The organism is Amycolatopsis sp. FDAARGOS 1241, from assembly GCF_016889705.1.
Lineage (GTDB): Bacteria > Actinomycetota > Actinomycetes > Mycobacteriales > Pseudonocardiaceae > Amycolatopsis.
In genome coordinates this window covers 16172-37008 of sequence record NZ_CP069526.1, presented here as the reverse complement: position 1 = coordinate 37008, position 20837 = coordinate 16172, and the positions used below count along the sequence as shown (strand labels likewise).

Below are 20837 nucleotides of genomic sequence, written 5' to 3'. Positions count from 1 at the left end.
CGAGTGGGGGTCGATCTCCGGGATGGCGGCGGTGATCCTGCTGCTGAACTTGCTCGGCTGGGGCGTGCTGGTGCTGTTCATCGCGCCGCACCACTACAACCTCGGCGCGTCGGGCGCGTTCGGCATCGGGCTGGGGGTCACGGCGTTCACGCTGGGCATGCGGCACGCGTTCGACGCCGACCACATCGCCGCGATCGACAACACCACGCGCAAGCTGATGGCCGACGGCACGCGGCCCCTCTCGGTCGGGTTCTGGTTCTCCCTGGGGCATTCGACGATCGTGTTCGGGTTGTGCCTGTTGCTGTCGCTGGGCGTGCGCGCGGTGGCCGGCCAGCTCGAGGACAACTCGTCCACCCTGCACGAGACGACGGACCTGATCGGCACGTCCGTCTCGGGCGTTTTTCTCTACCTCATCGCGATCATGAACCTCGTCGTGCTCGTCGGGATCAGCCGGGTCTTCGCGCGGATGCGCCGAGGGGAGCTGGACGAGGAGTCCCTGGAACGCCACCTTGACAACCGCGGCCTGATGAACCGGCTGCTGCGCGGCGCGACGAAAGCCGTGCGCAAGCCTTGGCACATCTACCCCGTGGGTGTCCTCTTCGGACTCGGCTTCGACACCGCGACGGAGATCGGCCTGCTCGTGCTCGCCGCCGGCGCCGCCGCGTTCGCTCTGCCCTGGTACGCGATCCTCGTACTGCCGGTGCTCTTCGCAGCCGGCATGAGCCTGTTCGACGCCGCCGACGGTGTGTTCATGAACTTCGCCTACGGCTGGGCGTTCGCACGGCCGATCCGCAAGATCTACTACAACATCACCGTCACAGCGCTGTCCGTGGCCGTCGCGCTGCTGATCGGCACGATCGAGCTCGTGTCGATCCTCGCGGAGAAACTGGACATCACGAACGGTCCGTTGGCGGCGATCGCGGACATCAACCTCGACTACGTCGGCTTCGGGATCGTCGGGTTGTTCATCGTGACGTGGCTGGTCGCGCTCGCCGTCTGGCGCTTCGGGCGCATCGAGGAGAAGTGGTCGGCGCGGCTCAGCCCGGCTGAGTAGGGCCGAGTTCGGCCAGCCGCAGCGCGAGCTGGATCTCCAGCGCGCGGCCAGGGTCGCGCCAGTCGTCGCCCAGTAGTGCCGAAACGCGGTCGAGCCGCTGCACCACCGTGTTCACGTGGACGTGCAGCACGTCCTTGGCTCGCGCCAGGTTCCCGCCGGTCGCGAAGTACGCGCGCAGCGTGCCGGCGAGGTCCGTGCCGCGGCGGGCGTCGTAGTCCAGCACCGGGCCGAGCGTCGCGCGGACGTAGGCCGGCAAGTCGGCGTGGCGGCCGAGCAGCACGCCGAGGAACCCCAGCTCGGCCATCGCCGCGCCGTCGCCTGCACGGCCGAGCGCCAGCAGCGTGCTGACACAGCGCACGGCCTCGCTGTACGCGTCGGCCAACGCGGCGGGACCCGTCGCGGGCCCGGCAGCACCGACGGTCACCGGACAGTCCACAACGGACCGGAGCTCACTCGCCACCTTCGCGGCCGCGACGCCCGGTGGCGCCAGCGCCACGACCTGCTCCGCGTGCACGCCCACCAGGTCACCGAACCGCGCGCACGCCGACGCCAGTGCCCGCCGGGACGTGCCCGGCGCGTGGGCGACCAGCACCACGTGCGGGGCCGCCAGGTCGACCCCCAGCCGTCGCGCACGGGCCGTCAGCGACGCCGGGTTGCGCGCCGGCGCGGTCAGCAGATCGGTGAGCAGCTCGCCGCGCACCTCGTCCTCGGCCTGCGCGACGGACCGCCGCAGCATCAGCAGCAGTGCCGTCACCACGGCCGCGCGTTCGAACAGCCGGCGGTCGGCGCCCGCGAGCTCGGGCCGGCCGGCGAGCGTGAGACTCCCCAGCAGTTCCTGGCCCGCCTGCACCGCGCACACCCAGGTGTCCTCCGTGGACTCCGCTCGCCCGCTTGTGCGCGAAGACGCCACAGCGGGCCCGTCGAACGAGAGCGGGGAGCCCGCCAGCAGCTCACCCGAAGGGTCGTGCACGGCGATCTCCCCGCGCAGCACGCCGGCCACCTCCGCGGCGACTTCCGGCAGATCACCGCCGCGCAGCACGAGGTCCATGAGCCGGTCGTGCGCTTCGTCGGCGCGGCGCATGGTCGCGTTCGCGGCGTTCAGCTCGGCCGCCGACTGCCGCGTCTCGTCGAGCAGGTGCGCGTTGTCGAGCGCGATCGCCGCGTGGTTGGCCAGCGACGAAAGCAGCGCGACCTCCGCCGTCGAGAACTCGCGCGGCGAACGGTCCGACGCGTAGAGCACGCCGAGCACCTTGCCGCCGATGGCCAGCGGCACACCGAGGATCGCCGTGAGCCCTTCCTCGAGCACGCCCGTGTCGATCGGGGCCGTGTGCCGGAAACGTGCGTCGGCGAAGTAGTCCGCGGTCGCGTACGGGCGCGCCGTCTGGGCCACGAGCCCGCCCAGCCCCTCACCCATGCCGAGCACGATCTGCTGGAACAGCGCCGAAACCGAGCCGTCGGTCACGCGGATGTAGGTCTTGCCGGCGGCTTCGTCGTTGAGGCTCAGGTACGACACGTCCACGCCGAGCAGCGTGCGGGCCCGCCGCACGATCGACCGCAGCACGGCGTCCGGGTCCCGCAGCCGCGCGAGGTCGCTCGCGGTGTCGAACAGCGCGGTGAGCTCGGCTTCACGCCGCTGGTGCTCGGTGAGCGTCTCGCGGATGCGCAGCGCGAGCTCGGCCGCGTCGCCGCCGGCCGCGCGGGCGGCGTGCGCCAGCTGCTCGCTGCTCGCCCCGGTGGCGAGCAGCTCGAGCAGCCGGCGGTTGGCGTCCACGCAGGTCATGCTGTCACTGAAGACCGCCCCGCGTCAGCCGGGACGTCGTGCAGCGACTCGCCCCGCGTTTCGCGGGCGCCGAGCAGAGCCAGCAGCGACAGCACGCACATAGCGGCGACGTAGACCGAGACCGGCACCGTGGTGTGGTACGCCTGGAACAGCGCCACGGCGATGATCGGCGCGATCGCGCCCGCCGCGATGGACGACAGCTGCCCGCCGACCGACAGGCCGGTGTAGCGCACGCGCGTCGGGAACTGCTCGGCGAAGAACGCGGCCTGCGGCCCGTACATCGCGCCGTGCACCACGAGCCCGATGGTCGCCGCCCCGATCACCGCGCCCGTCGTGCGCAGGTCCAGCAGCCAGAAGAAGCCGAACGCCCACGCGGCCATCCCGATCACGCCGAACAGGTACACCGGCTTGCGCCCGACCCGGTCCGACAGCAGGCCCCACAGCGGGATCGTCACGAGGTGCACGGCCGACGCCACGAGCACGGCCGTCAGCCCGGTCGCCTTCGGCATGCCGAGGCCCGTGGTCACGTACACGAGGATGAACGCGGTGATCACGTAGTACGACACGTTCTCCGCCAGCCGCGCGCCGAACGTCACGACCAGGCCGCGCAGGTGCCCGCGGAACACGTCGACGATCGGCGCGTGCTCCTGTTCGCCGGCAGCGGCCTTCGCGGCCACGAACACCGGCGACTCGGCCACGGCCAGCCGCACCCACAGGCCGATCGCCACGAGCACACCCGAGAGCAGGAACGGGATCCGCCAGCCCCACGAGGTGAACGTCGCGTCGGACTGCACGGCGGCGAGGATCGCGAGCACGGCCGTGGCCAGCAGGTTCCCCGCGGGCACGCCGGTCTGCGGCCACGAGGCCCAGAACCCGCGCCGCCGGTCGTCACCGTGCTCCGAAACCAGCAGCACGGCGCCGCCCCACTCGCCGCCGAGCGCGAAACCCTGCACGAGCCGCAGCAGCGTGAGCAGGATCGGCGCGAGCACGCCGACCGCACCGTACGTGGGCAGCGCGCCCATGAGGAACGTCGAACCGCCCATCATCACCAGGCTCACCACGAGCAGGCGCTTGCGCCCGATGCGGTCGCCGAAGTGCCCGAACACGAGCCCGCCGACGGGCCGCGCCAGGAAGCCGACGGCGTAGGTCAGCAGCGCGAGCAGGGTCCCGGTGAGCGGGTCGGCCGTCGGGAAGAACAGCTTGTTGAACACCAGCGCGGCGGCCGAGGTGTAGAGGAAGAAGTCGTACCACTCCACGGTGGTGCCGATCAGGCTGGCGCCGACGACCCGGAGCAGCCCGGACCTCGGCGCGGTCGTCACGTTGTCCACTTCGGACTCCACTTCGCTGTGGGGACGGGGGTTCAGGCGGCCGACCAGCCGCCGTCCAGGGGCAGCGACGCGCCCGTGACGTGGCCGGCGTGCTCGCCGCACAGCCACACCACGAGGTCGGCGACGTCCGCCGGTTCGATGAGCCGCTTGATCGCGGCCCGCCGCAGCAGCACCTGCTCGACGACGTCGTCCGCGTCGAGCCCGTGCTCGGCGGCCTGCGCGTCGAGCTGCGCGGTGACCAGCGGCGTGCGCACGTACCCGGGATTCACGCAGTTGCTCGTCACGCCGTGCTCCGCACCTTCCAGCGCGGCCACTTTGGACAGTCCTTCGAGCGCGTGCTTCGCCGCCACGTACGCGGCCTTGTACGGGCTGGCGCGCAGGCCGTGGACGCTGGAGAGGTTGACGATCCGGCCCCAGCCGCGCGCGTACATCGCGGGCAGCGAGCGGCGGATCAGCAGGAACGGCGCGGTGACCATCAGCGCCTGGATGCGCGCGAACTCCTCGGGCGGGAACTCGTGGAGCGCGGCGACGTGCTGCACGCCCGCGTTGTTCACGAGCACGTCGAGCTCAGCCGGCAGTGCGTCGATCACCGCGGGGTCGGTCAGGTCGCCGACGTGCGCCCAGCCCCCGGCTTCGGCCGCGGCCGCTTCGGCTCCGGCCGCGTCGACGTCGACGACGTGCACCTTGGCTCCGACCGCCGCGAGCGCCCGCACGCAAGCGAGGCCGATGCCGCCCGCTCCGCCGGTCACCAAGGCGACCCGGCCATCGAGAGCACGGGGCGAGCTGTGACGTGCACCACTGGTCATGGGCTACGAGGTTAGGGTGCGCCGACCTTGCCGACCATGTGCCGAGCCACCACAGAACCGCAAAACCCAGTGTGGCACTGCCACACGTCTCAGCCGGCCGCCGACGAGATGCTGCGGGCCTCGCGCGCGCCCGCTTCGAACGCTTCGCAGCAGAACAGCAGCCACTCGCGCACACCCTCGGGTGTGCCGGCCGCGAAGCCGTCGACCAGCTCGACGTACTTCGGCACGCGCCGGAAGAACGCCACCTCCGGCACGGTCAGCGACTTCGGGTCCAGCCCCGTCGCGACCATCGACAGGCGCGCCGCCGCGCGGGCGACCACCCCGTCGGCCGAGCCGAACGGCCGCAGCGCGAGCAGCTCACCGTGCACCACGGCCGTGAGCACCGCGCCGGGCACCGAAGTCGCACCCGTGACGAGCTGGGCCAGCAGTTCGAGGCGTTCGCCGCCGGAGCGGGGCCGGCCGAGCGCGTTCTGGTCGGTCACGACGTCGGCCGCCGCGAGCACGTGCAGCCGCGCCAGCGCCTGCAACGGTGCGCGCCGCCACGTGGGCAGCATGGCTTCGAGCGTCTCGGCCACGCGCAACGCGCCGGCCAGCAGCGGATCGGCCACGGCACCGCCGGCCGGCAGCTCGGGGTTCGCACCGTCGATCCCCGCCGACGCGCGGGCCGCGCGGACGGACGCTTCCGCGGCCGTTTCCGCACCGCCGCGCAGGTTCGCGGGCAGCCGGTGCACGGCGAAGACCGCGTCCTGCGCCGCCTTGGCCGCGGCCGCGACGCCGTCGAGGTCCAGCAGCGGCTTGAGCGGGTCGCTCATGCGTCGAGCACCTGGCCCGCGCGCTTGACGACGGGCGGCAGGACCGACCACGGGAAGTTGATCCACCGGTCGGTGCGCCGCCACACGTATTCGCTCTGCACCGTCGAATGCGGCTTCTCGTAGATCACGGCGCAGCGCACGTCGGCCACGTGGTCGGCGCAGAAGTCGCGCACCAGCTTGAGCGTGGCGCCGGTGTCGGCCACGTCGTCGGCGACGAGCACCTTCTTGTTGCTCAGGTCCACGACGTTGGGCACCGGCGGCAGCATCACCGGCAGGTCGAGGCGCTGGTCGACGCCGGTGTAGAACTCGACGTTCATCACGTGCAGGTTCTTCACGTCGAGCGCGTACCCGAGGGCGCCGGCGACGAACAGCCCGCCGCGCGCGATGGAGAGGATGAGGTCCGGCTCGAAGCCGTCGGCCGCCACCTGCTCCGCCAGCTCCCTGCTGGCGCCGCCGAACAACTCCCAGGTGAGCTCTTCCCGCTCGTCAGCCATGCCGCGCCTCTCCATTCCGTCGGTCCAGGGAGCATAAGCAACCGAAAAGTGGCCTGGCGAAATGATCGAGAATTGGCTATCACGCAAGACCACTTACGCTCGTAGCTTCGGTTCGTGAGCGACTGGAGCGACCACCCGACCCTGTCCGGCACCCACGTGCGCCTCGAACCGCTGCGTCCGGACCACGCGAAGGGCCTGTTCGAAGCCGGACCCGATCCGGCGATCTGGACGTGGCTGAGCTCCCGGCCGTTCGAGGGTCCGGCCGACGCCGAGCGGTACGTCGAAGCCGCCGTCGCCGACCCCGACCGCCTCGCGTTCGCACAAGTCGACCTCACCACCGGCCTCGTCGCCGGCACCACCTCGTATTACCAAATCGTGCCCAAGCACCGGATCCTGTCGATCGGGCACACGTGGCTCAGCCCCCGGTGGCAGCGCACCGCACTCAACACCGAGGCCAAGTTCCTCTTGCTGCGCAACGCGTTCGAGGTGCTCGGCGCCCAGCGCGTGGCGTGGGAGACCGACAGCCGGAACCTGCGTTCGCAGCGCGCGATCGAACGACTCGGAGCCCAGCGCGAGGGCGTGCTGAGGGCCCACCGGATCCGCCCGGACGGCACGACGCGCGACACGGTGGTGTACTCGATGACGGAAGCTGAATGGCCCGGCGCACGCGCCCGGCTGCTGGCCCGCCTCGCCTGACGGCCCGCGACACAGCTGCGCGCTTGTCCTGGGCGGACTAACGTCGCTAGCGTGCCGTGAGCCGCGGGTTCGCACTACAGGAGGCCTTGCAACCATGACCGAGCAGTCCCCAGCTCTGGACAACCTGCTCACCGAGAGCCGCACCTTCCCGCCGAGCGACGAATTCGCCGCCCAGGCCAACGCCAAAGCCGACATGTACGACAAGGCGGACGCCGACCGGGAGCAGTTCTGGGCCGAGCAGGCCGAGCGCCTGAGCTGGGATACGAAGTGGACCCAAGTACTGGACTGGACCAATGCGCCGTTCGCGAAGTGGTTCGTCGGCGGCAAGCTGAACGTCGCCTACAACTGCGTCGACCGGCACGTCGAGTCCGGCCACGGCGAGCAGGTCGCCATCCACTGGGTCGGCGAGCCCGGCGACACCCGTGACATCACCTACGCGCAGCTGAAGGACGAGGTCTCCAAGGCCGCCAACGCGCTGACCTCGCTCGGCGTGACGGCCGGCGACGTCGTCGCGATCCAGCTGCAGATGGTGCCCGAGGCGATCTTCGCGATGCTCGCGTGCGCCCGCATCGGCGCGCTGCACAGCGTCGTCTTCGGCGGCTTCTCCCCGACCGCGCTGCGCGCTCGCGTGGACGACGCGGCGGCGAAGATCGTGATCACCTCCGACGGCCAGTACCGCCGCGGCAAGGCCGCCGCGATGAAGGCCAATGTGGACGAGGCGCTAGAGGGCGCCGAGACCGTGGAGAAGGTCATCGTGGTCCGCCGCACCGGCAGCGACCTCCCGGGCGAGGTGCCCTGGACCGAGGGGCGCGACCTGTGGTGGCACGAACTCGTCGACGGCCAGCCGGCCGACCACACGCCGGAGGCGTTCGACAGCGAACACCCGCTGTTCATCCTCTACACCTCCGGCACCACCGGGAAGCCGAAGGGCATCCTGCACACCTCCGGCGGCTACCTCACGCAGGTCGCGTACACGCACCACAACGTGTTCGACCACAAGCCGGGCGAAGACGTGTACTGGTGCACCGCCGACATCGGCTGGATCACCGGCCACAGCTACATCGTGTACGGGCCGCTCGCGAACCGCGTGACGCAGGTCGTGTACGAAGGCACGCCGAACACCCCGCACGAGGGCCGGCACTGGGAGATCGTGCAGAAGTACAAGGTCTCCATCTACTACACCGCGCCGACGCTGATCCGCACGTTCATGAAGTGGGGCGCGGACATCCCGGCCAAGTACGACCTGACGTCGCTGCGCGTGCTCGGCAGCGTCGGCGAGCCGATCAACCCCGAGGCGTGGATGTGGTACCGCGAGACCATCGGCGCGAACAAGACGCCGGTCGTCGACACGTGGTGGCAGACCGAGACGGGCGCGATCATGATCTCGCCGCTGCCGGGCGTCACCGGCGCGAAGCCGGGCTCGGCGCAGCGCGCGCTGCCGGGTGTCTCGGCGAAGGTCGTCGACGACCAGGGCAACGAGGTCGGCAAGGGCGGCGGCGGGTACCTGGTGCTCGACAAGCCGTGGCCGTCGATGCTGCGCGGCGTGTGGGGCGACGAGGAGCGCTACCGCGAGACGTACTGGTCGCGCTTCGCCGACCAGGGCTTCTACTTCGCCGGTGACGGCGCCAAGTACGACGCCGACGGCGACGTGTGGCTGCTGGGCCGCGTCGACGACGTGATGAACGTGTCGGGCCACCGCATCTCGACCACCGAGGTCGAGTCGGCGCTGGTCTCGCACCCGACCGTGGCCGAAGCGGCCGTGGTCGGCGCGACCGACCCGACGACCGGCCAGGGCATCGTCGCGTTCGTGATCCTGCGCGGCAACGCCGTCGACGGTGGCGAGGCAGCCGTGCAGGAGCTGCGCAACCACGTCGCCAAGGAGATCGGCCCGATCGCGAAGCCGCGCCAGATCATGGTCGTGCCGGAGCTGCCGAAGACGCGCTCGGGCAAGATCATGCGCCGCCTGCTGCGCGACGTCGCGGAGAACCGGGCGATCGGTGACGTGACGACGCTGGCGGACTCCTCGGTGATGGACCTGATCTCGTCCGGCCTGCAGTCGGGCAAGGAAGAGTAGGGGTAAGTTCTCCGTCGTGAGGAAGGGGCTCTCCCGGCCGGGAGGGCCCCTTCCTGCGTGATTACCCTGAATGGCGGACATCGAACGCTTGTTCTAAGATGTGCCGCGGTACCCACCCCTACCCGGGCAAGGAGACGACACGAATGACCGTGGAAGCCTTGACGCACGACGAGGACACTGCGGGCGAAGCGCAGGCCACCGAAGCCGCGGAGGCCACCGAGCCCGCCACCCCGGCGGCGTCGTCTTCCGATTCGGCGGAGCCGGCCCCCGCTTCCGAGGAGAAGCCCGCCGAGGAAGCACCGAAGCCGAAGCGCGGCCGGCCCAAGGCCGCCGCGTCCACGGCGAAGAAGACCCGCACGGTGGAACTCACCCTCACCGTCACCGGCACGGCCGACGGTGAGTGGCAGGCCGAGCTGAAGAACGGCAGCAAGTGGGTCGCGAAGGGCCTGGAGATCCCCGCCGCCGCCGTGTCGCGCGCCGCGCGCGAGCTGCACGAGGACCTGTCGGTTCCGATCGACGAGGTCATCAACCAGGCCCGTGAGGCGCAGGCCGCGAAGGTCGCGCAGCTCGAGGCCGAGCTGGAGGCCGCCAAGGCGGCGCTTGCCGACCTCGACGTCTGACAGTTCTGATCGAAGGCCCGGCACCTTCGCGGTGCCGGGCCTTCGTCACGCCAGGGGCGGTTTTTCGGGCAGCGGGGTTTTGAACTCGAGCCACCGGCTGTCCACAATGGCCGTCACTTGGTGCGGCACGCCGCGCGGGTGCACGACGGTGTCGCCGGGTCCGAACTCGCCACGCACACCGTCGACTTCACCCGCGAGCCGGCCTTCGAGGACGTAGATGATGCTGTCGTGGTCGTGGCTGTGCAAGGGCGAGCCGACACCGGCCGGGTAGCGGATCTCGTACACCAGGCCGTGGGCGGCGCGCTCGCGTTCGCGGACGGACGCCGTGCCGCCGACCAGCACTCGCCCTTCCACAGTGGACACTTCCTGCCAGCTCATTCCGCGAACCTCCGCGACAACGCCACCCCCGCGGATATACTCCATGTATACAAGGCTGGACGCAAGACTCCCGGAGGTACACAGGTGCGCTTCACCCTGCTCGACGGCTCCGAAGTGACGACCTCCGTGCACACGCTGCTCAATGCCGGTTACGCCGGGCGCAGCCAGGACGACGTGGCTGCCCACGTGCGCGAACTCGCCGAGCTGGGCGTGCCCGCGCCGTCGGTGACGCCCGCGCTGTACCCGGTGGCGCCCTACCTCGCGCAGCAGACGGAGACTGTGCCGGCGCAGCACGGGCGCACGTCCGGCGAAGCCGAGTGGGCGCTCGTGATCACCGAGGAAGGTGTGCTCCTCACCGCCGCGTGCGACCACACCGACCGCGAACTCGAGGTCCACGGCGTCGCCTGGAGCAAGAACGCCGACCCCGACGTGCTCTCGCGGCGCGCGTGGCGGCTCGACGACATCACCGACCTCGACGCCGTCCGCCTGCAGTCGTGGGTCGACGGCGTGCCGGTGCAGGACGGCACACTCGCCGAACTGCTCCCGCCGTCGTACTGGCTGCCGGTGCTCCAAGAGCGCGGCCTGGCGACGCCGGGCACCGCGCTGCTGTCGGGCACGCTGCCGATGGACCCGGCCGTGGACCAGTTCGGCGAGAGCTGGCGCGTGGCGATGACGGACCCCGCCAACGGCAACGTGCTCGAACTGACCTACACCGTGGCGCCGCTGCCCGAGCCGATCGGCTGAATTCGGACGAAGGCAAGGCACAATTAAATAAGGAAACCCTGCCTTGATGTAGCCCATCCGACAGCGACAATCTGTCGCGGCCACGCGAATTCCGTGTTTCACTATTCCAGTGACCGAAACGGTGGACACGATGGAATCCCACTTCTCCCACGAACCACACGACGACGTGGGCGGCAAGCTGAACTGGCTGCGCGCGGGGGTTCTCGGCGCGAACGACGGCATCGTGTCCGTGGCCGGCATCGTGGTGGGGGTCGCGGGTGCCACCACCAGCAGCACCACGATCCTCACCGCCGGAATCGCCGGGCTCGTCGCCGGCGCGTTTTCGATGGCCGGCGGGGAATACGTGAGCGTGAGCACCCAGCGCGACACGGAACGCGCCCTGCTTCGGCTCGAGAAGCACGAGCTGAAAACGATGCCGGAGGCCGAGGAACGCGAACTCGCCGGGATCTACGAGGAGAAGGGCCTGTCGAAGGAGCTCGCCGCGCAGGTCGCCCGCGAGCTGACGCAAAAGGACGCGCTGCAGGCGCACGCGGAGGCCGAACTCGGCATCGACCCCGACAACCTCACGAGCCCGTGGCAGGCCGCGTGGGCCTCGCTGCTCGCGTTCACGGTCGGCGCGCTGCTGCCCCTGCTGTCCATCGCGTGGACGGCCGTGTCCGTGCGTGTGTGGGCGTGTGCGCTGGCCGTGGTGGTGGGCCTGACGCTCACCGGCTTCGTGAGCGCCCGGCTCGGCAACGCGCAGGTGGGGCGCGCGATCACCCGCAACGTCGGCGTCGGCGCCCTCACCATGCTCGTCACCTACTTCGTGGGGGTGCTGTTCGGCACCACTGTCGGTTAGCTAGTGCACGCCCTTCATCAGCTTCTTGATGAACGGGATGCACGCCAGCAGCACCAGGCCGACGACGATCGCGACACCGCCGATGATGCTGAAGTAGGGCGTCTCGTCGTGCACGTCGTAGGACTCGGCGAGCTTGCCCGACATCGCGGTGCCCAGTGAGACCGACAGGAAGTTCAGCGCCACCATCTGCGTGCGGAACGCCTTGGGCGCGAGCTTCGTGGACAGCGACAGCCCGACCGGCGACAGCATCAGCTCGGCGACCGTGAACACCAGCAGGATGCCGACGAGCGCGATCAGCGGGCTGCCGTTCTGGCCGGTGCCGGTCATCGGCAGGAACAGCAGGAACGCGATGCCCATGAACACCGTGCCGAGCACGAACTTCATCGGCGTGGACGGCTGCCGGTCGCCGAGCTTCGTCCAGATCGCGGCGACGATCGGTGCCAGGATGATGATGAACACCGGGTTGATCGAGTTGACCCACGACACCGGCATGAGCCAGCCGAACAGGTCGCGGTTCAGCCGCTGGTCGCTGTAGGCCGCGACGACCGTGGACTGCTGCTGGTACAGCGAGAAGAACGCGGCGCTCGCGATGTACATCGGGATGAACGAGAACACGCGGCTGCGCTCTTCGGAGGTGATCTTCCGGCTGGTCAGGATGACCACGAAGTACACGACCGAGATCGCGATGACCACGTAGACGACGACGTCCGCGAGGTTCGCCGGGCCGACGACACCGGAGAGGATCAGCGCCACGATCGCGGCCACGATGACCACCGCGATGCCGACGAAGAGCCAGCGCTGCGACGGCTGCAGCGGGTTGGGGACCTCCGAGGCCTTCGCGCCGAGGTTCTTGCGGCCGAGCGTGTACTGGATCAGGCCGAGCGCCATGCCGATCGCGGCGAGGCCGAAGCCGAGGTGGAAGCCGACCTCCGACTGGGCGAGCCCGGTGAGCAGCGGCCCGATGAACGCGCCCAGGTTGATGCCCATGTAAAAGAGGGTGAAGCCGGCGTCGCGGCGCTCGTCGCCCTCGGCGTACAGCGTGCCGACGACGGCGGTCGCATTGGCCTTGAGGCCGCCGGAACCGAGTGCTACGCACGCGAGGCCCACGCCGATGCCCGTCATGCCGGGCAGCAGCGCCAGGGCGATGTGGCCGATCATGACCAGCACGGCGCTGTAGAACAGCGTGCGCTCGGACCCGAGGATGCGGTCGGCGACCCACGCGCCGATCACGGTGGCGAGGTAGACCGTGCCGCCGTACGCGCCGACGACGCCGAGCGCGGCGCCCTGGTCGATGCCGAGGCCGCCCTTGTCGGCCGAGTAGTAGAGGTAGATGGCGAGGATGCCGAGCATCCCGTAGTAGGAGAAACGCTCCCACATCTCGACGCCGAAGAGGTTCGCCAGTCCTCGTGGGTGCCCGAAGAACCTCGTGTCCTGCTGGACCTCGGTGGAGGTGCTCACAACTGTCTCGTTCCTGTCCTGGACAACGTTGTCGTTTCTGCTTGGCATGCTAGAAGGCAAACGGGTGAACGGAACACCGGACCGGGTGTGGGAAGGGTCATTCGCGCCGCTTACGGTCGTTTCGCGTTCGTTAAGATGACCTCAAGGTGCGCCGGGAAGCCTGGTCGGCAACAGTCTGTGCCGATTGCCGTACCCGGAGGTCCCGCCCGTGAACGCACCTCGCCGAGCCGCTGCCGAGTTCGCCCGCTACCTGCGCACCGAGACCACCGGCGGGATCATCCTGCTGGTCGCCACAGCCGTCGCACTGGTCTGGGCGAACTCGCCGGCCGGCGACGTCTACCGGGCCGTGCGCGACTTCCACCTCGGGCCGGAGTTCCTCCGCCTGAACCTCTCGGTCGGCGACTGGGCGAAGGACGGCCTGCTCGCGTTGTTCTTCTTCGTCGCCGGTCTGGAGCTCAAGCGCGAGCTCGTGGTCGGTGAGCTGTCGCGGGTCAAGCAGGCGGTGCTACCGGTGCTCGCGGCTCTCGGCGGAATGGTCGTACCGGCCGTGGTGGCGTTCGCCATCGGCGGCGGAACGCCGGGCTTCGGCCAGGCGTGGGCGATCCCGGTGGCCACGGACATCGCGTTCGCGCTCGGCGTGCTGGCGCTGACCGCGTCGAACCTGCCCAGCAGCGCTCGGGTCTTCCTGCTCTCGCTGGCCGTGGTCGACGACCTCGGCGCGATCCTCGTGATCGCGATCGTCTTCACGTCGGGCTTCAACCTGGTGGCTGCGGGCATTGCGGTGCTGGCTCTCGGGTTGTACGCGTACCTGCAGCACAAGCGCGTGCGCACAGCCTGGCTGTACGTGCCGCTCGCCGTGATCACCTGGGTCGCGGTGCACTCGGCGGGCATCCACGCCACGATCGCCGGCGTCGCGCTCGGGCTGCTCACGCGCGTCAAGCTCGACGAGGGTGAGGACGAAGCGCCGGCCCTGCGCCTGGAGCACCGCCTGCAGCCGTGGTCGGCCGGCGTCGCGGTGCCGGTGTTCGCGTTGTTCGCCGCCGGTGTCTCGGTGAGCGGCGACGCGCTGGGCCGGGTGTTCACCACGGCGCTGCCGCTCGCGGTCCTGTTCGGACTGGTGGCCGGCAAGTTCGCCGGCATCCTCGGCGCGAGCGCGCTGGCGGTGAAGCTGGGCGTGGCGGAAAAGCCGACCGGCACGAGCTGGCGCGACCTGTGCGCGCTCGCGATGCTCGGCGGTGTCGGGTTCACGGTGAGCCTGCTGATCGCCGAGCTCGCGCTCGGCGGACCGGACACCGACGTGGCCAAGGCGGCGGTGCTGATCGCGTCGACCATCGCGTCGCTGGCGGCGGCCGGGCTGCTGCTGCGGCGCAGCCGGGCGCACGCTCGGAGGACGTGATCCCGACACTCCCGCCGGTCCGCCGCGCTTGGCGAAGGGGTACGTGGCACGATGACCCGGTGAGCAGCCCCAAACACGGACGCACCGGCCCCGACGGCGTGGGGGCCGTGCCGTACCTGCCCCTGTCGAGTGATGAAGAGGCCGCAGCCGCCGAACAGTCCGTCGGCAAACTCGTCGGCGACGCCACCCAGCACCTGTCGACGCTGGTCAGGGCCGAGGTCGAGCTGGCGAAGGCGGAGCTGGTCGGCGAGGCGAAGAAGGGCATGAAGGGTGCCGTCTTCTTCCTGATCGCCCTCGCCGTGGGGCTCTACAGCACGTACTTCCTGTTCCTGTTCATCGCCGAGATCCTCTCCGACTGGTGGGGCGTGCGCTGGCCGGCGTTCCTCACCGTGTTCGGCCTGATGCTGCTGACCACCGCGGTCACGGCGTTCCTCGGCTGGCGCAAGGTGAAGAAGATCAAGGCGCCGGAGCGCACGATCGACAGCGTCAAGGAGACGGCCGCCGCGCTGAAGCCGCGCCGGACCGCCGAAGACGACCTGCCCGCGACGCGCCCCTGACGCGCCGGGCCGGTGCGAACCAGTGCAGCTCACGCCCGACCCGTCGATCGTCCGCATCGACGGACCGTGGACGCACCGCGACGTCTCGGCCAACGGCATCCGGCTGCACGTCGCCGAAGCCGGTGACGGACCGCTGGTGCTGTTCCTGCACGGGTTCGGCGAGTTCTGGTGGACGTGGCACCACCAGCTGCGCGGCGTCGCGGACGCCGGTTTCCGCGCCGTGGCCGTGGATCTGCGTGGCTACGGCGACTCCGACAAGCCCCCGCGCGGCTACGACGCGTGGACGCTGGCCGGTGATGTCGGCGGCCTGATCAAGGCGCTCGGCGCGCGTCGCGCACATCTCGTCGGGCACGCCTGGGGCGGCCTGCTCGCGTGGACGGTCGCCGCCCTGCACCCCCGGCTCGTGGCTTCCGTGACGGCCGTCGGGGCCGCGCACCCGCTCGCGCTCAAGTCCGCGGTGCTCCGTTCGGCCCTGCGCCTGCGCGGTGGCCAGGCCCGCGCGGCCGGGCACCTGTTCCGCTTCCAGGTGCCGATGGCGCCGGAGAAGTGGCTCGTGCGCGACGGCGCCGCCAACGTGGAAGCGCTGTTCCACGCCTGGTCCGGACCGGCGTGGCGGTCCGCTTCGGACTTCACCACCTCGATCGCGTTGTTCCGCCAGGCGATGCTCGTGCCGGGCGTCGCGCATTCCGCGCTGGAGTACTACCGCTGGGCCTTCCGCGCCCAGTTCCGCGGCGAGGGCCGCCGCTTCACCGACGCGGTGGGCACCCGCGTCGCCGCGCCGGTCCTGCAGCTGCACGGCGCCGTGGACACGTGCATCGTCCCCGAGACCGCGCGCGCGTCCGTGCACTGGGCCGGGCCGCACGGCGAACCGCGCATCTGGCCGGGTGTCGGGCACTTCCCGCACCTGGAGGAACCGGACCGCGTGACGAAGTCCGTTGTGGACTTCATCGGCTACTGCGCCGTTCATCACTAATCCGGCCACAGCCACGGCCATCCACTTGCGTAGCAACGGTTACGTCGTGCCCCGGGGTGGCCTACTTTTGGTCGGATTGGTAATCAGCTCGCGCAGGCGCCGGTGCTGACGTTCGTCGTCTGCGACGGCGCGGCCGCGACCTCCGCGCGCACCTGGTCCGCCGTGAGCGTGAAGCCGGTGTCCGGATCCTCCACCGCGGCGCCGAACACCACGCCGATGACGTCGCCCTCGGGCGTGATCATCGGCCCGCCGGAGTTGCCGCTGCGGATGATGGCGCGGATGGTGAACACGTCGCGCTGCACGGTCTTCGCGTCGTAGATGTCCGGGCCACGCAGGTTGATGCGGCCGCGCACGCGAGCGGGCGTCGCCGTGTACGGGCCATCGAGCGGGTAGCCGAGCACGATCGCGTTGTCCCCGGCGCGCGCTGTCTCCTGCGCGAACGGCAGCGTCGGCGCGCTCAGGCCCGGCACGGCCAGCACGGCGATGTCGACCTCGGGGTTGAAGTACACGACGCGGGCCCGGTAGTCACCGCGGGTCGACTCGATCCCGACCTCGTCGGTCCCCGCCACCACGTGCGCGTTGGTCAGCACGCGCTGCGGCGCGATCACGAACCCGCTGCCCTCCAGCGCCTTCGAGCACGACGGCGCGTTGCCGCGGATCTTCACCACGCTCGGGTGCACCCGGCGGGCGACCGCGGTGACGTTCATCGACGTGTCCGGCGGGGCCGTATCCGCCGCCGGCGCCTTCTCGAACGGCGAGAGCGCCGACGGGAAACCCGACGCGTCGAGCAGCTTGCGCAGGTCGCTCGGCAGGCCCTGCGCCTCGGCCGGCATCAGGTCGTTGACCTCGCCCAGCACCACCGACGAGTTGATCGACTTCGCCAGGCCCGGGATCGCCGACACGGTCGTCAGTGGGTTCGCGACGAGCCAGGCCACCACGAACACCGCGGCGGCCTGGACGATCGCGCCCAGCGTCTTGTCCACTCCGGACACCCGGTTCGGGCTGATCTTCTGGCGCAGCTTGCGCCCGGCCCACACGCCGAGCGTCTCCCCGAGCACCACGAGGAACACCACCACGGCGAGCGCGAACGCCACCTTGGCCACGGGGTTGTCGAACAGCTCGATCACGAACGGCGCCAGCTTCACCCCCAGCACGGCGCCGATGGCGACGCCGATCAACGCGGGCAATGCGACGATCGCGCCCTGGAGAGCCCCCGAGACAGCCGCCAGCACCGCCAGCACCACCACGAGGACATCGACCCAGTTCACGCCGTCACCCCTCGTTCGCCCTTCCCGGCGCCCCGTTTCTGGCCCGGTGTTCGGCCAACGCTACGTCAAGGTCACGCACGTCGCCGGTGTCCCACTCGCGCTCCCAGCCGCCGAGCGACAGCAGCGCTGACAGCAGACCGGCGGTGAAACCCCACACGAACAGGCCTTCCACGTCGAACGCCGGGCCGCGCCACGAGCTGCCGCGCTTCTGCACTCGGAAGCGGTTGGCCGGGTCGGCGAGATCGGCGAGCGAGACGCGCGCGACGGCCGCCGTCTCACCGGGGTCCACGGCGTGGACGGGCGAGGGCGTGTGCCAGTAGGCGAGCACGGGCGTCACCGCGAAGCGCGAAACCGGCACGGGCAGCTGCGGCAGGATCGCGACGGGCAGGATGCCGGACGGGTCCACCCCTGTCTCCTCCTCGGCCTCGCGCAGGGCCGTGCCGACGGGTCCGTCGTCGCCGTCCTCCGCGCCGCCGCCGGGGAAGGCGACCTGGCCCGCGTGCGAGCCGAGGGTGTCGGCGCGGCGCTGCAGCAGCACGTCGGGACCGTCGGCGCGCTCGCCGAACAGGATCAGCACCGCGGCCGAGCGCGTGAGCTGCTCGGGGTCGAGGTCGAAGCGCGTGAACGTGCGGCTGTCGACGTCACCGGCCACCTTGACCAGCGGCCGCAGCCACTCGGGCACGGCTTCGGGCTCGACGAGGGGACCGGTCATGAGTAGTCCTTCACAGCTGCGCGCACCTGGTCGGTGCTGTCGAACGTGCGGGGGTTCGAGATGAAGTGGACCAGGCCGTCGGCAGTCACGACGTACGACGCGGGCAGCGAGGGGACTTTGAGCGCGGTGCGGATCGGCCCGGCCTGGTCGTTGCCGTCGTAGACCGACGGCAGGTGGACGCCGAGGCTGTGCAGCAGGCCGAGGCCGTCGGCGGCCGGGCTGGCGGTCTGCACGCCGACCACTCGCACGGCGCCGGGCTCGGCCGCGTAGCGCTGGAGGACCGGCAGCTCGGTGCGGCACGGCACGCACCACGACGCCCACACGTTCACCAGCGTCGGGGTGCCGGCGAGGACCTTGCCGAAGTCGACGCGCGAACCGTCACCGAGGCAGTCGGCCTGGATGCCGGAGAGCTGCCCGACGGCGGGTCCGGACGCGGCGGGTGGGCAGGCCTGCAGGGCAGCCGCGGCGCGGGCGGCGCTGAGGTCACCGGTCGCCGCGGGCGCGTTCTTCGCGCCCCCGCGCGTCGTGAGCACGGCGACGAGCACCGCGACCACCAGGACCGCGACGCCGAGTGCCCACTTGGTGACCGCTGTCACCCGCGCGCCGCCAGCTCGAGGATGTGCTCACGCTCCTCGCCCTTGACCAGCTTCGCGGCGACCTCGAACTCGGTGGGCCCGAGGCCGTAGGAGGGGCAGTCCTTCTTGAGCGGGCAGGCGCCGCACGCGGGTTTGCGAGCGTGGCACACGCGGCGGCCGTGGAAGACCACGCGGTGGGACAGCATCGTCCAGTCCTTGCGCGGGATCAGCTCGCCCACGGCGAACTCGACCTTGACCGGGTCCTCCTCGGCCGTCCACCCCCAGCGGCGCACGAGCCGGCCGAAGTGCGTGTCGACGGTGATGCCGGGCTTGCCGAAGGCATTGCCGAGCACGACGTTGGCCGTTTTGCGCCCCACACCGGGCAGCGTGACGAGGTCGTCGAGCTTGGCGGGTACCTCACCGTCGAAGCGCTCGACGAGCGCCGCGCCGAGGCCCATCACCGAGTTGGCCTTGGCCCTGAAAAACCCGGTGGGCCTCAGGAACTCCTCGAGCTCGGTGCGGTCGGCGCCCGCGTAGGCCGCCGCGGTCGGGTAGCGCTTGAACAACGCGGGCGTGACCAGGTTCACGCGGACGTCGGTCGTCTGCGCCGACAACACGACGGCGACCAGGAGTTCCAGCGGGTTCGTGAAGTGGAGCTCGGTTTTCGCGTCCGGATACACCTCGTCGAGGCAACGCTTCATACGCCGGGCGCGTCTCACCAAGGCAAGCCGGCTCTCACCGGCGCCCTCTCGGGGGGCGTTCGTGACGGCAGGTGGCACCCCGATAGCCTACGGGCGCGTCGGACGAGCCGGGCGGGAGCACCCGCCGGTGGACGGCCGACACGCCAGAGCACCACCTCGGCGCACCGTGTGCCGCGAGGAGCGAGGATCTGGAGCGATGCTTACCTTCAGCAGTGGATGCGCGTCATGACCGCGTGGTTCGTGATCCTGGTCCCATTGGTGATCATGTTCTTCGCGCTGTTCATGGAGCGCGTGGAGAGCCGTCTCAAGCACGTCGCGGTGCAGGAGAACGAGGTCGAAGAGTTCCTGGAGCAGGCACAACCCAACGAGGTCAGGGCGCTCTACGGCCACGGGATCGGCCGTGCGCTGGAGCTGTTCCGGCTCCGCAGGCTGGGCGGACGGGCAGCCAGGCTACGCGCGCGGCGCGTGCGGAGTTAGGCTCCCTGTTCGTGCGAGATCGTCTCCGGACGCCGCCCCCAGGCGGCGAGCCGACGGGCGATCTCGCCGACACGCCCTAGACTGACGCGAAAGTGATCGGCGACACGGCCTTCGACCTGCGGAGGAAGTGATCGTTTCTCGACGAGGAGGCACCCGAGGTGGACGAAACCCTGGCCCGTGCGGGCATTTTCCAGGGTGTTGAGCCGGCAGCCGCTGAGGCGCTGGCCCAGACCTTGGAATCCGTGGAGTTCCCCCGCGGCCATGTCATCTTCAGCGAGGGCGAACCGGGCGACAAGCTCTACATCATTCAGTCCGGCAAGGTCAAGATCGGCCGCAAGTCGCCGGACGGCCGCGAGAACCTGCTCGGGATCTTCGGCCCGTCCGACATGTTCGGCGAGCTCTCCATCTTCGACCCGGGCCCCCGCACGTCGAGCGCGACCACGGTCACCGAGGTCCGCGCCGTCACCATGGACCGCCCGGCTCTGCGCCAGTGGATCTCGACGCGGCCGGAGATCGCGGAGCAGCTGCTGCGCGTCGTGGCCCGCAGGCTGCGCCGGACGAACAACATGGTCGCCGAACTGATCTTCACCGACGTGCCGGGCCGCGTGGCGCGCGCGCTGCTTCAGCTGGCGCAGCGCTTCGGCAGCCAGGAGGCCGGCCTGCTGCGCGTGACCCACGACCTCACACAGGAGGAGATCGCCCAGTACGTCGGCGCCTCCCGTGAGACCGTCAACAAGGCTCTCGCCGACTTCGCCCACCGCGGCTGGCTGCGGCTCGAGGGCAAGAGCGTGCTGATCCTCGACCCGGAGCGGCTGGCGCGGCGCGCTCGCTGAGTTTCGCCTCGTTCGAAGGCCACCTCCCGCGTTCGCGCGGCGGGTGGCCTTCGGCGTCCCGGGGGAGTGATGCCGGTCCCCCACACGAGGGGAGTCGGCGGTTCGAGCCGTGTCGCGCGCGGATTTCGGGGCGTGAAGGCAAAAAATGACGAGGAGCCGGGCGCCACCCCCGACGTGGCGCACCGGCTCCCCGCGTGCGCGCGGACCATCCCCCGACGATCCGCGCTCCCCGCCCTCCGGTTCAGGCCCCGACCCGTACGCCG

General features: G+C 70.7%; 22 protein-coding genes. 11 read left to right on the top strand and 11 right to left on the bottom strand.

Annotated elements, in window-relative coordinates:
• Positions 1–22: 22 nt before the first annotated feature.
• A complete protein-coding gene (locus I6J71_RS00205) occupies positions 23–1054 on the top strand; it encodes a HoxN/HupN/NixA family nickel/cobalt transporter (protein ID WP_204096781.1) in 1032 nt (343 codons plus the stop codon).
• On the opposite strand, the gene I6J71_RS00200 is transcribed toward I6J71_RS00205, so the two are convergent.
• The 5 genes from I6J71_RS00200 to I6J71_RS00180 all read right to left on the bottom strand — a co-directional run bounded on the left by I6J71_RS00200 (position 1038) and on the right by I6J71_RS00180 (position 6274).
• Positions 1038–2834, bottom strand: coding sequence for a GAF domain-containing protein (locus tag I6J71_RS00200; protein WP_204092858.1), 1797 nt, complete (start codon positions 2832–2834; stop codon positions 1038–1040). The genes I6J71_RS00205 and I6J71_RS00200 overlap by 17 nt on opposite strands.
• A complete protein-coding gene (locus tag I6J71_RS00195; RefSeq protein ID WP_204096780.1) occupies positions 2831–4153 on the bottom strand; it encodes an MFS transporter in 1323 nt (440 codons plus the stop codon). The genes I6J71_RS00200 and I6J71_RS00195 overlap by 4 nt, the downstream gene beginning before the upstream one ends.
• A gap of 41 nt (positions 4154–4194) precedes the next feature.
• Entirely contained in the window at positions 4195–4968 is a 774-nt protein-coding gene (locus I6J71_RS00190; protein ID WP_204092857.1) for a 3-hydroxybutyrate dehydrogenase, read from the bottom strand.
• Between the two features lie 89 nt (positions 4969–5057).
• Complete coding sequence (locus I6J71_RS00185) at positions 5058–5780, bottom strand: oxidoreductase (protein WP_204092856.1); 723 nt, start codon at positions 5778–5780, stop codon at positions 5058–5060.
• Positions 5777–6274, bottom strand: a complete 498-nt coding sequence (locus tag I6J71_RS00180) for a phosphoribosyltransferase (RefSeq protein WP_204092855.1) — start codon at positions 6272–6274, stop codon at positions 5777–5779. The genes I6J71_RS00185 and I6J71_RS00180 overlap by 4 nt, the downstream gene beginning before the upstream one ends.
• A gap of 114 nt (positions 6275–6388) precedes the next feature.
• On the opposite strand from I6J71_RS00180, the gene I6J71_RS00175 reads away from it, so the two are divergent.
• The 3 genes from I6J71_RS00175 to I6J71_RS00165 all read left to right on the top strand — a co-directional run bounded on the left by I6J71_RS00175 (position 6389) and on the right by I6J71_RS00165 (position 9664).
• On the top strand, positions 6389–6970 hold the full coding sequence (locus I6J71_RS00175) for a GNAT family N-acetyltransferase (RefSeq protein ID WP_204092854.1): 582 nt from the start codon (positions 6389–6391) through the stop codon (positions 6968–6970).
• A 94-nt stretch (positions 6971–7064) separates the two neighbouring features.
• Positions 7065–9044, top strand: a complete 1980-nt coding sequence (gene acs / locus I6J71_RS00170; RefSeq protein ID WP_204092853.1) for an acetate--CoA ligase — start codon at positions 7065–7067, stop codon at positions 9042–9044.
• A gap of 143 nt (positions 9045–9187) precedes the next feature.
• The gene (locus tag I6J71_RS00165) at positions 9188–9664 is read left to right on the top strand and encodes a DUF6319 family protein (protein ID WP_204092852.1); all 477 of its coding nucleotides are present in this window, start codon (positions 9188–9190) and stop codon (positions 9662–9664) included.
• Between the two features lie 45 nt (positions 9665–9709).
• Here I6J71_RS00165 and I6J71_RS00160 read toward each other — a convergent pair whose 3' ends face one another.
• Positions 9710–10042 (bottom strand): cupin domain-containing protein, encoded by a 333-nt coding sequence (locus I6J71_RS00160; RefSeq protein WP_204092851.1) that lies wholly within the window; start codon positions 10040–10042, stop codon positions 9710–9712.
• An 84-nt stretch (positions 10043–10126) separates the two neighbouring features.
• On the opposite strand from I6J71_RS00160, the gene I6J71_RS00155 reads away from it, so the two are divergent.
• A complete protein-coding gene (locus tag I6J71_RS00155; RefSeq protein ID WP_239154323.1) occupies positions 10127–10786 on the top strand; it encodes a DUF2848 domain-containing protein in 660 nt (219 codons plus the stop codon).
• Between the two features lie 130 nt (positions 10787–10916).
• Positions 10917–11624, top strand: coding sequence for a VIT family protein (locus I6J71_RS00150; RefSeq protein WP_370542265.1), 708 nt, complete (start codon positions 10917–10919; stop codon positions 11622–11624).
• Here the strand turns inward: I6J71_RS00150 and I6J71_RS00145 are convergent, their stop codons facing one another.
• Positions 11625–13082: a peptide MFS transporter gene (locus I6J71_RS00145; RefSeq protein ID WP_204092849.1), complete on the bottom strand. Its 1458-nt coding sequence runs from the start codon at positions 13080–13082 to the stop codon at positions 11625–11627. It lies immediately after the preceding gene.
• A gap of 208 nt (positions 13083–13290) precedes the next feature.
• Here I6J71_RS00145 and nhaA point away from each other — a divergent pair, with 208 nt between their 5' ends.
• The 3 genes from nhaA to I6J71_RS00130 are packed head-to-tail and all read left to right on the top strand — an operon-like array spanning position 13291 to position 16008.
• On the top strand, positions 13291–14478 hold the full coding sequence (gene nhaA / locus I6J71_RS00140; RefSeq protein ID WP_204092848.1) for a Na+/H+ antiporter NhaA: 1188 nt from the start codon (positions 13291–13293) through the stop codon (positions 14476–14478).
• 59 nt (positions 14479–14537) lie between these two features.
• A complete protein-coding gene (locus I6J71_RS00135) occupies positions 14538–15035 on the top strand; it encodes a phage holin family protein (RefSeq protein WP_204092847.1) in 498 nt (165 codons plus the stop codon).
• A 22-nt stretch (positions 15036–15057) separates the two neighbouring features.
• The gene (locus tag I6J71_RS00130; protein ID WP_204092846.1) at positions 15058–16008 is read left to right on the top strand and encodes an alpha/beta fold hydrolase; all 951 of its coding nucleotides are present in this window, start codon (positions 15058–15060) and stop codon (positions 16006–16008) included.
• An 83-nt stretch (positions 16009–16091) separates the two neighbouring features.
• On the opposite strand, the gene I6J71_RS00125 is transcribed toward I6J71_RS00130, so the two are convergent.
• From I6J71_RS00125 to nth, 4 genes are read right to left on the bottom strand one after another with little or no spacing between them, the layout of a single operon-like run.
• Complete coding sequence (locus tag I6J71_RS00125; protein WP_204092845.1) at positions 16092–17276, bottom strand: MarP family serine protease; 1185 nt, start codon at positions 17274–17276, stop codon at positions 16092–16094.
• A 4-nt stretch (positions 17277–17280) separates the two neighbouring features.
• Positions 17281–17988: a CoA pyrophosphatase gene (locus I6J71_RS00120; RefSeq protein ID WP_204092844.1), complete on the bottom strand. Its 708-nt coding sequence runs from the start codon at positions 17986–17988 to the stop codon at positions 17281–17283.
• Positions 17985–18584, bottom strand: coding sequence for a TlpA disulfide reductase family protein (locus tag I6J71_RS00115; protein WP_204092843.1), 600 nt, complete (start codon positions 18582–18584; stop codon positions 17985–17987). The genes I6J71_RS00120 and I6J71_RS00115 overlap by 4 nt, the downstream gene beginning before the upstream one ends.
• Entirely contained in the window at positions 18581–19264 is a 684-nt protein-coding gene (gene nth / locus I6J71_RS00110; protein ID WP_204092842.1) for an endonuclease III, read from the bottom strand. Before nth ends, I6J71_RS00115 begins: the two co-directional genes overlap by 4 nt.
• A gap of 225 nt (positions 19265–19489) precedes the next feature.
• Here nth and I6J71_RS00105 point away from each other — a divergent pair, with 225 nt between their 5' ends.
• Both I6J71_RS00105 and I6J71_RS00100 read left to right on the top strand, forming a co-directional pair.
• On the top strand, positions 19490–19741 hold the full coding sequence (locus tag I6J71_RS00105) for a hypothetical protein (protein ID WP_204092841.1): 252 nt from the start codon (positions 19490–19492) through the stop codon (positions 19739–19741).
• A 158-nt stretch (positions 19742–19899) separates the two neighbouring features.
• The gene (locus I6J71_RS00100) at positions 19900–20574 is read left to right on the top strand and encodes a Crp/Fnr family transcriptional regulator (RefSeq protein ID WP_204092840.1); all 675 of its coding nucleotides are present in this window, start codon (positions 19900–19902) and stop codon (positions 20572–20574) included.
• Positions 20575–20837 lie beyond the last annotated feature (263 nt).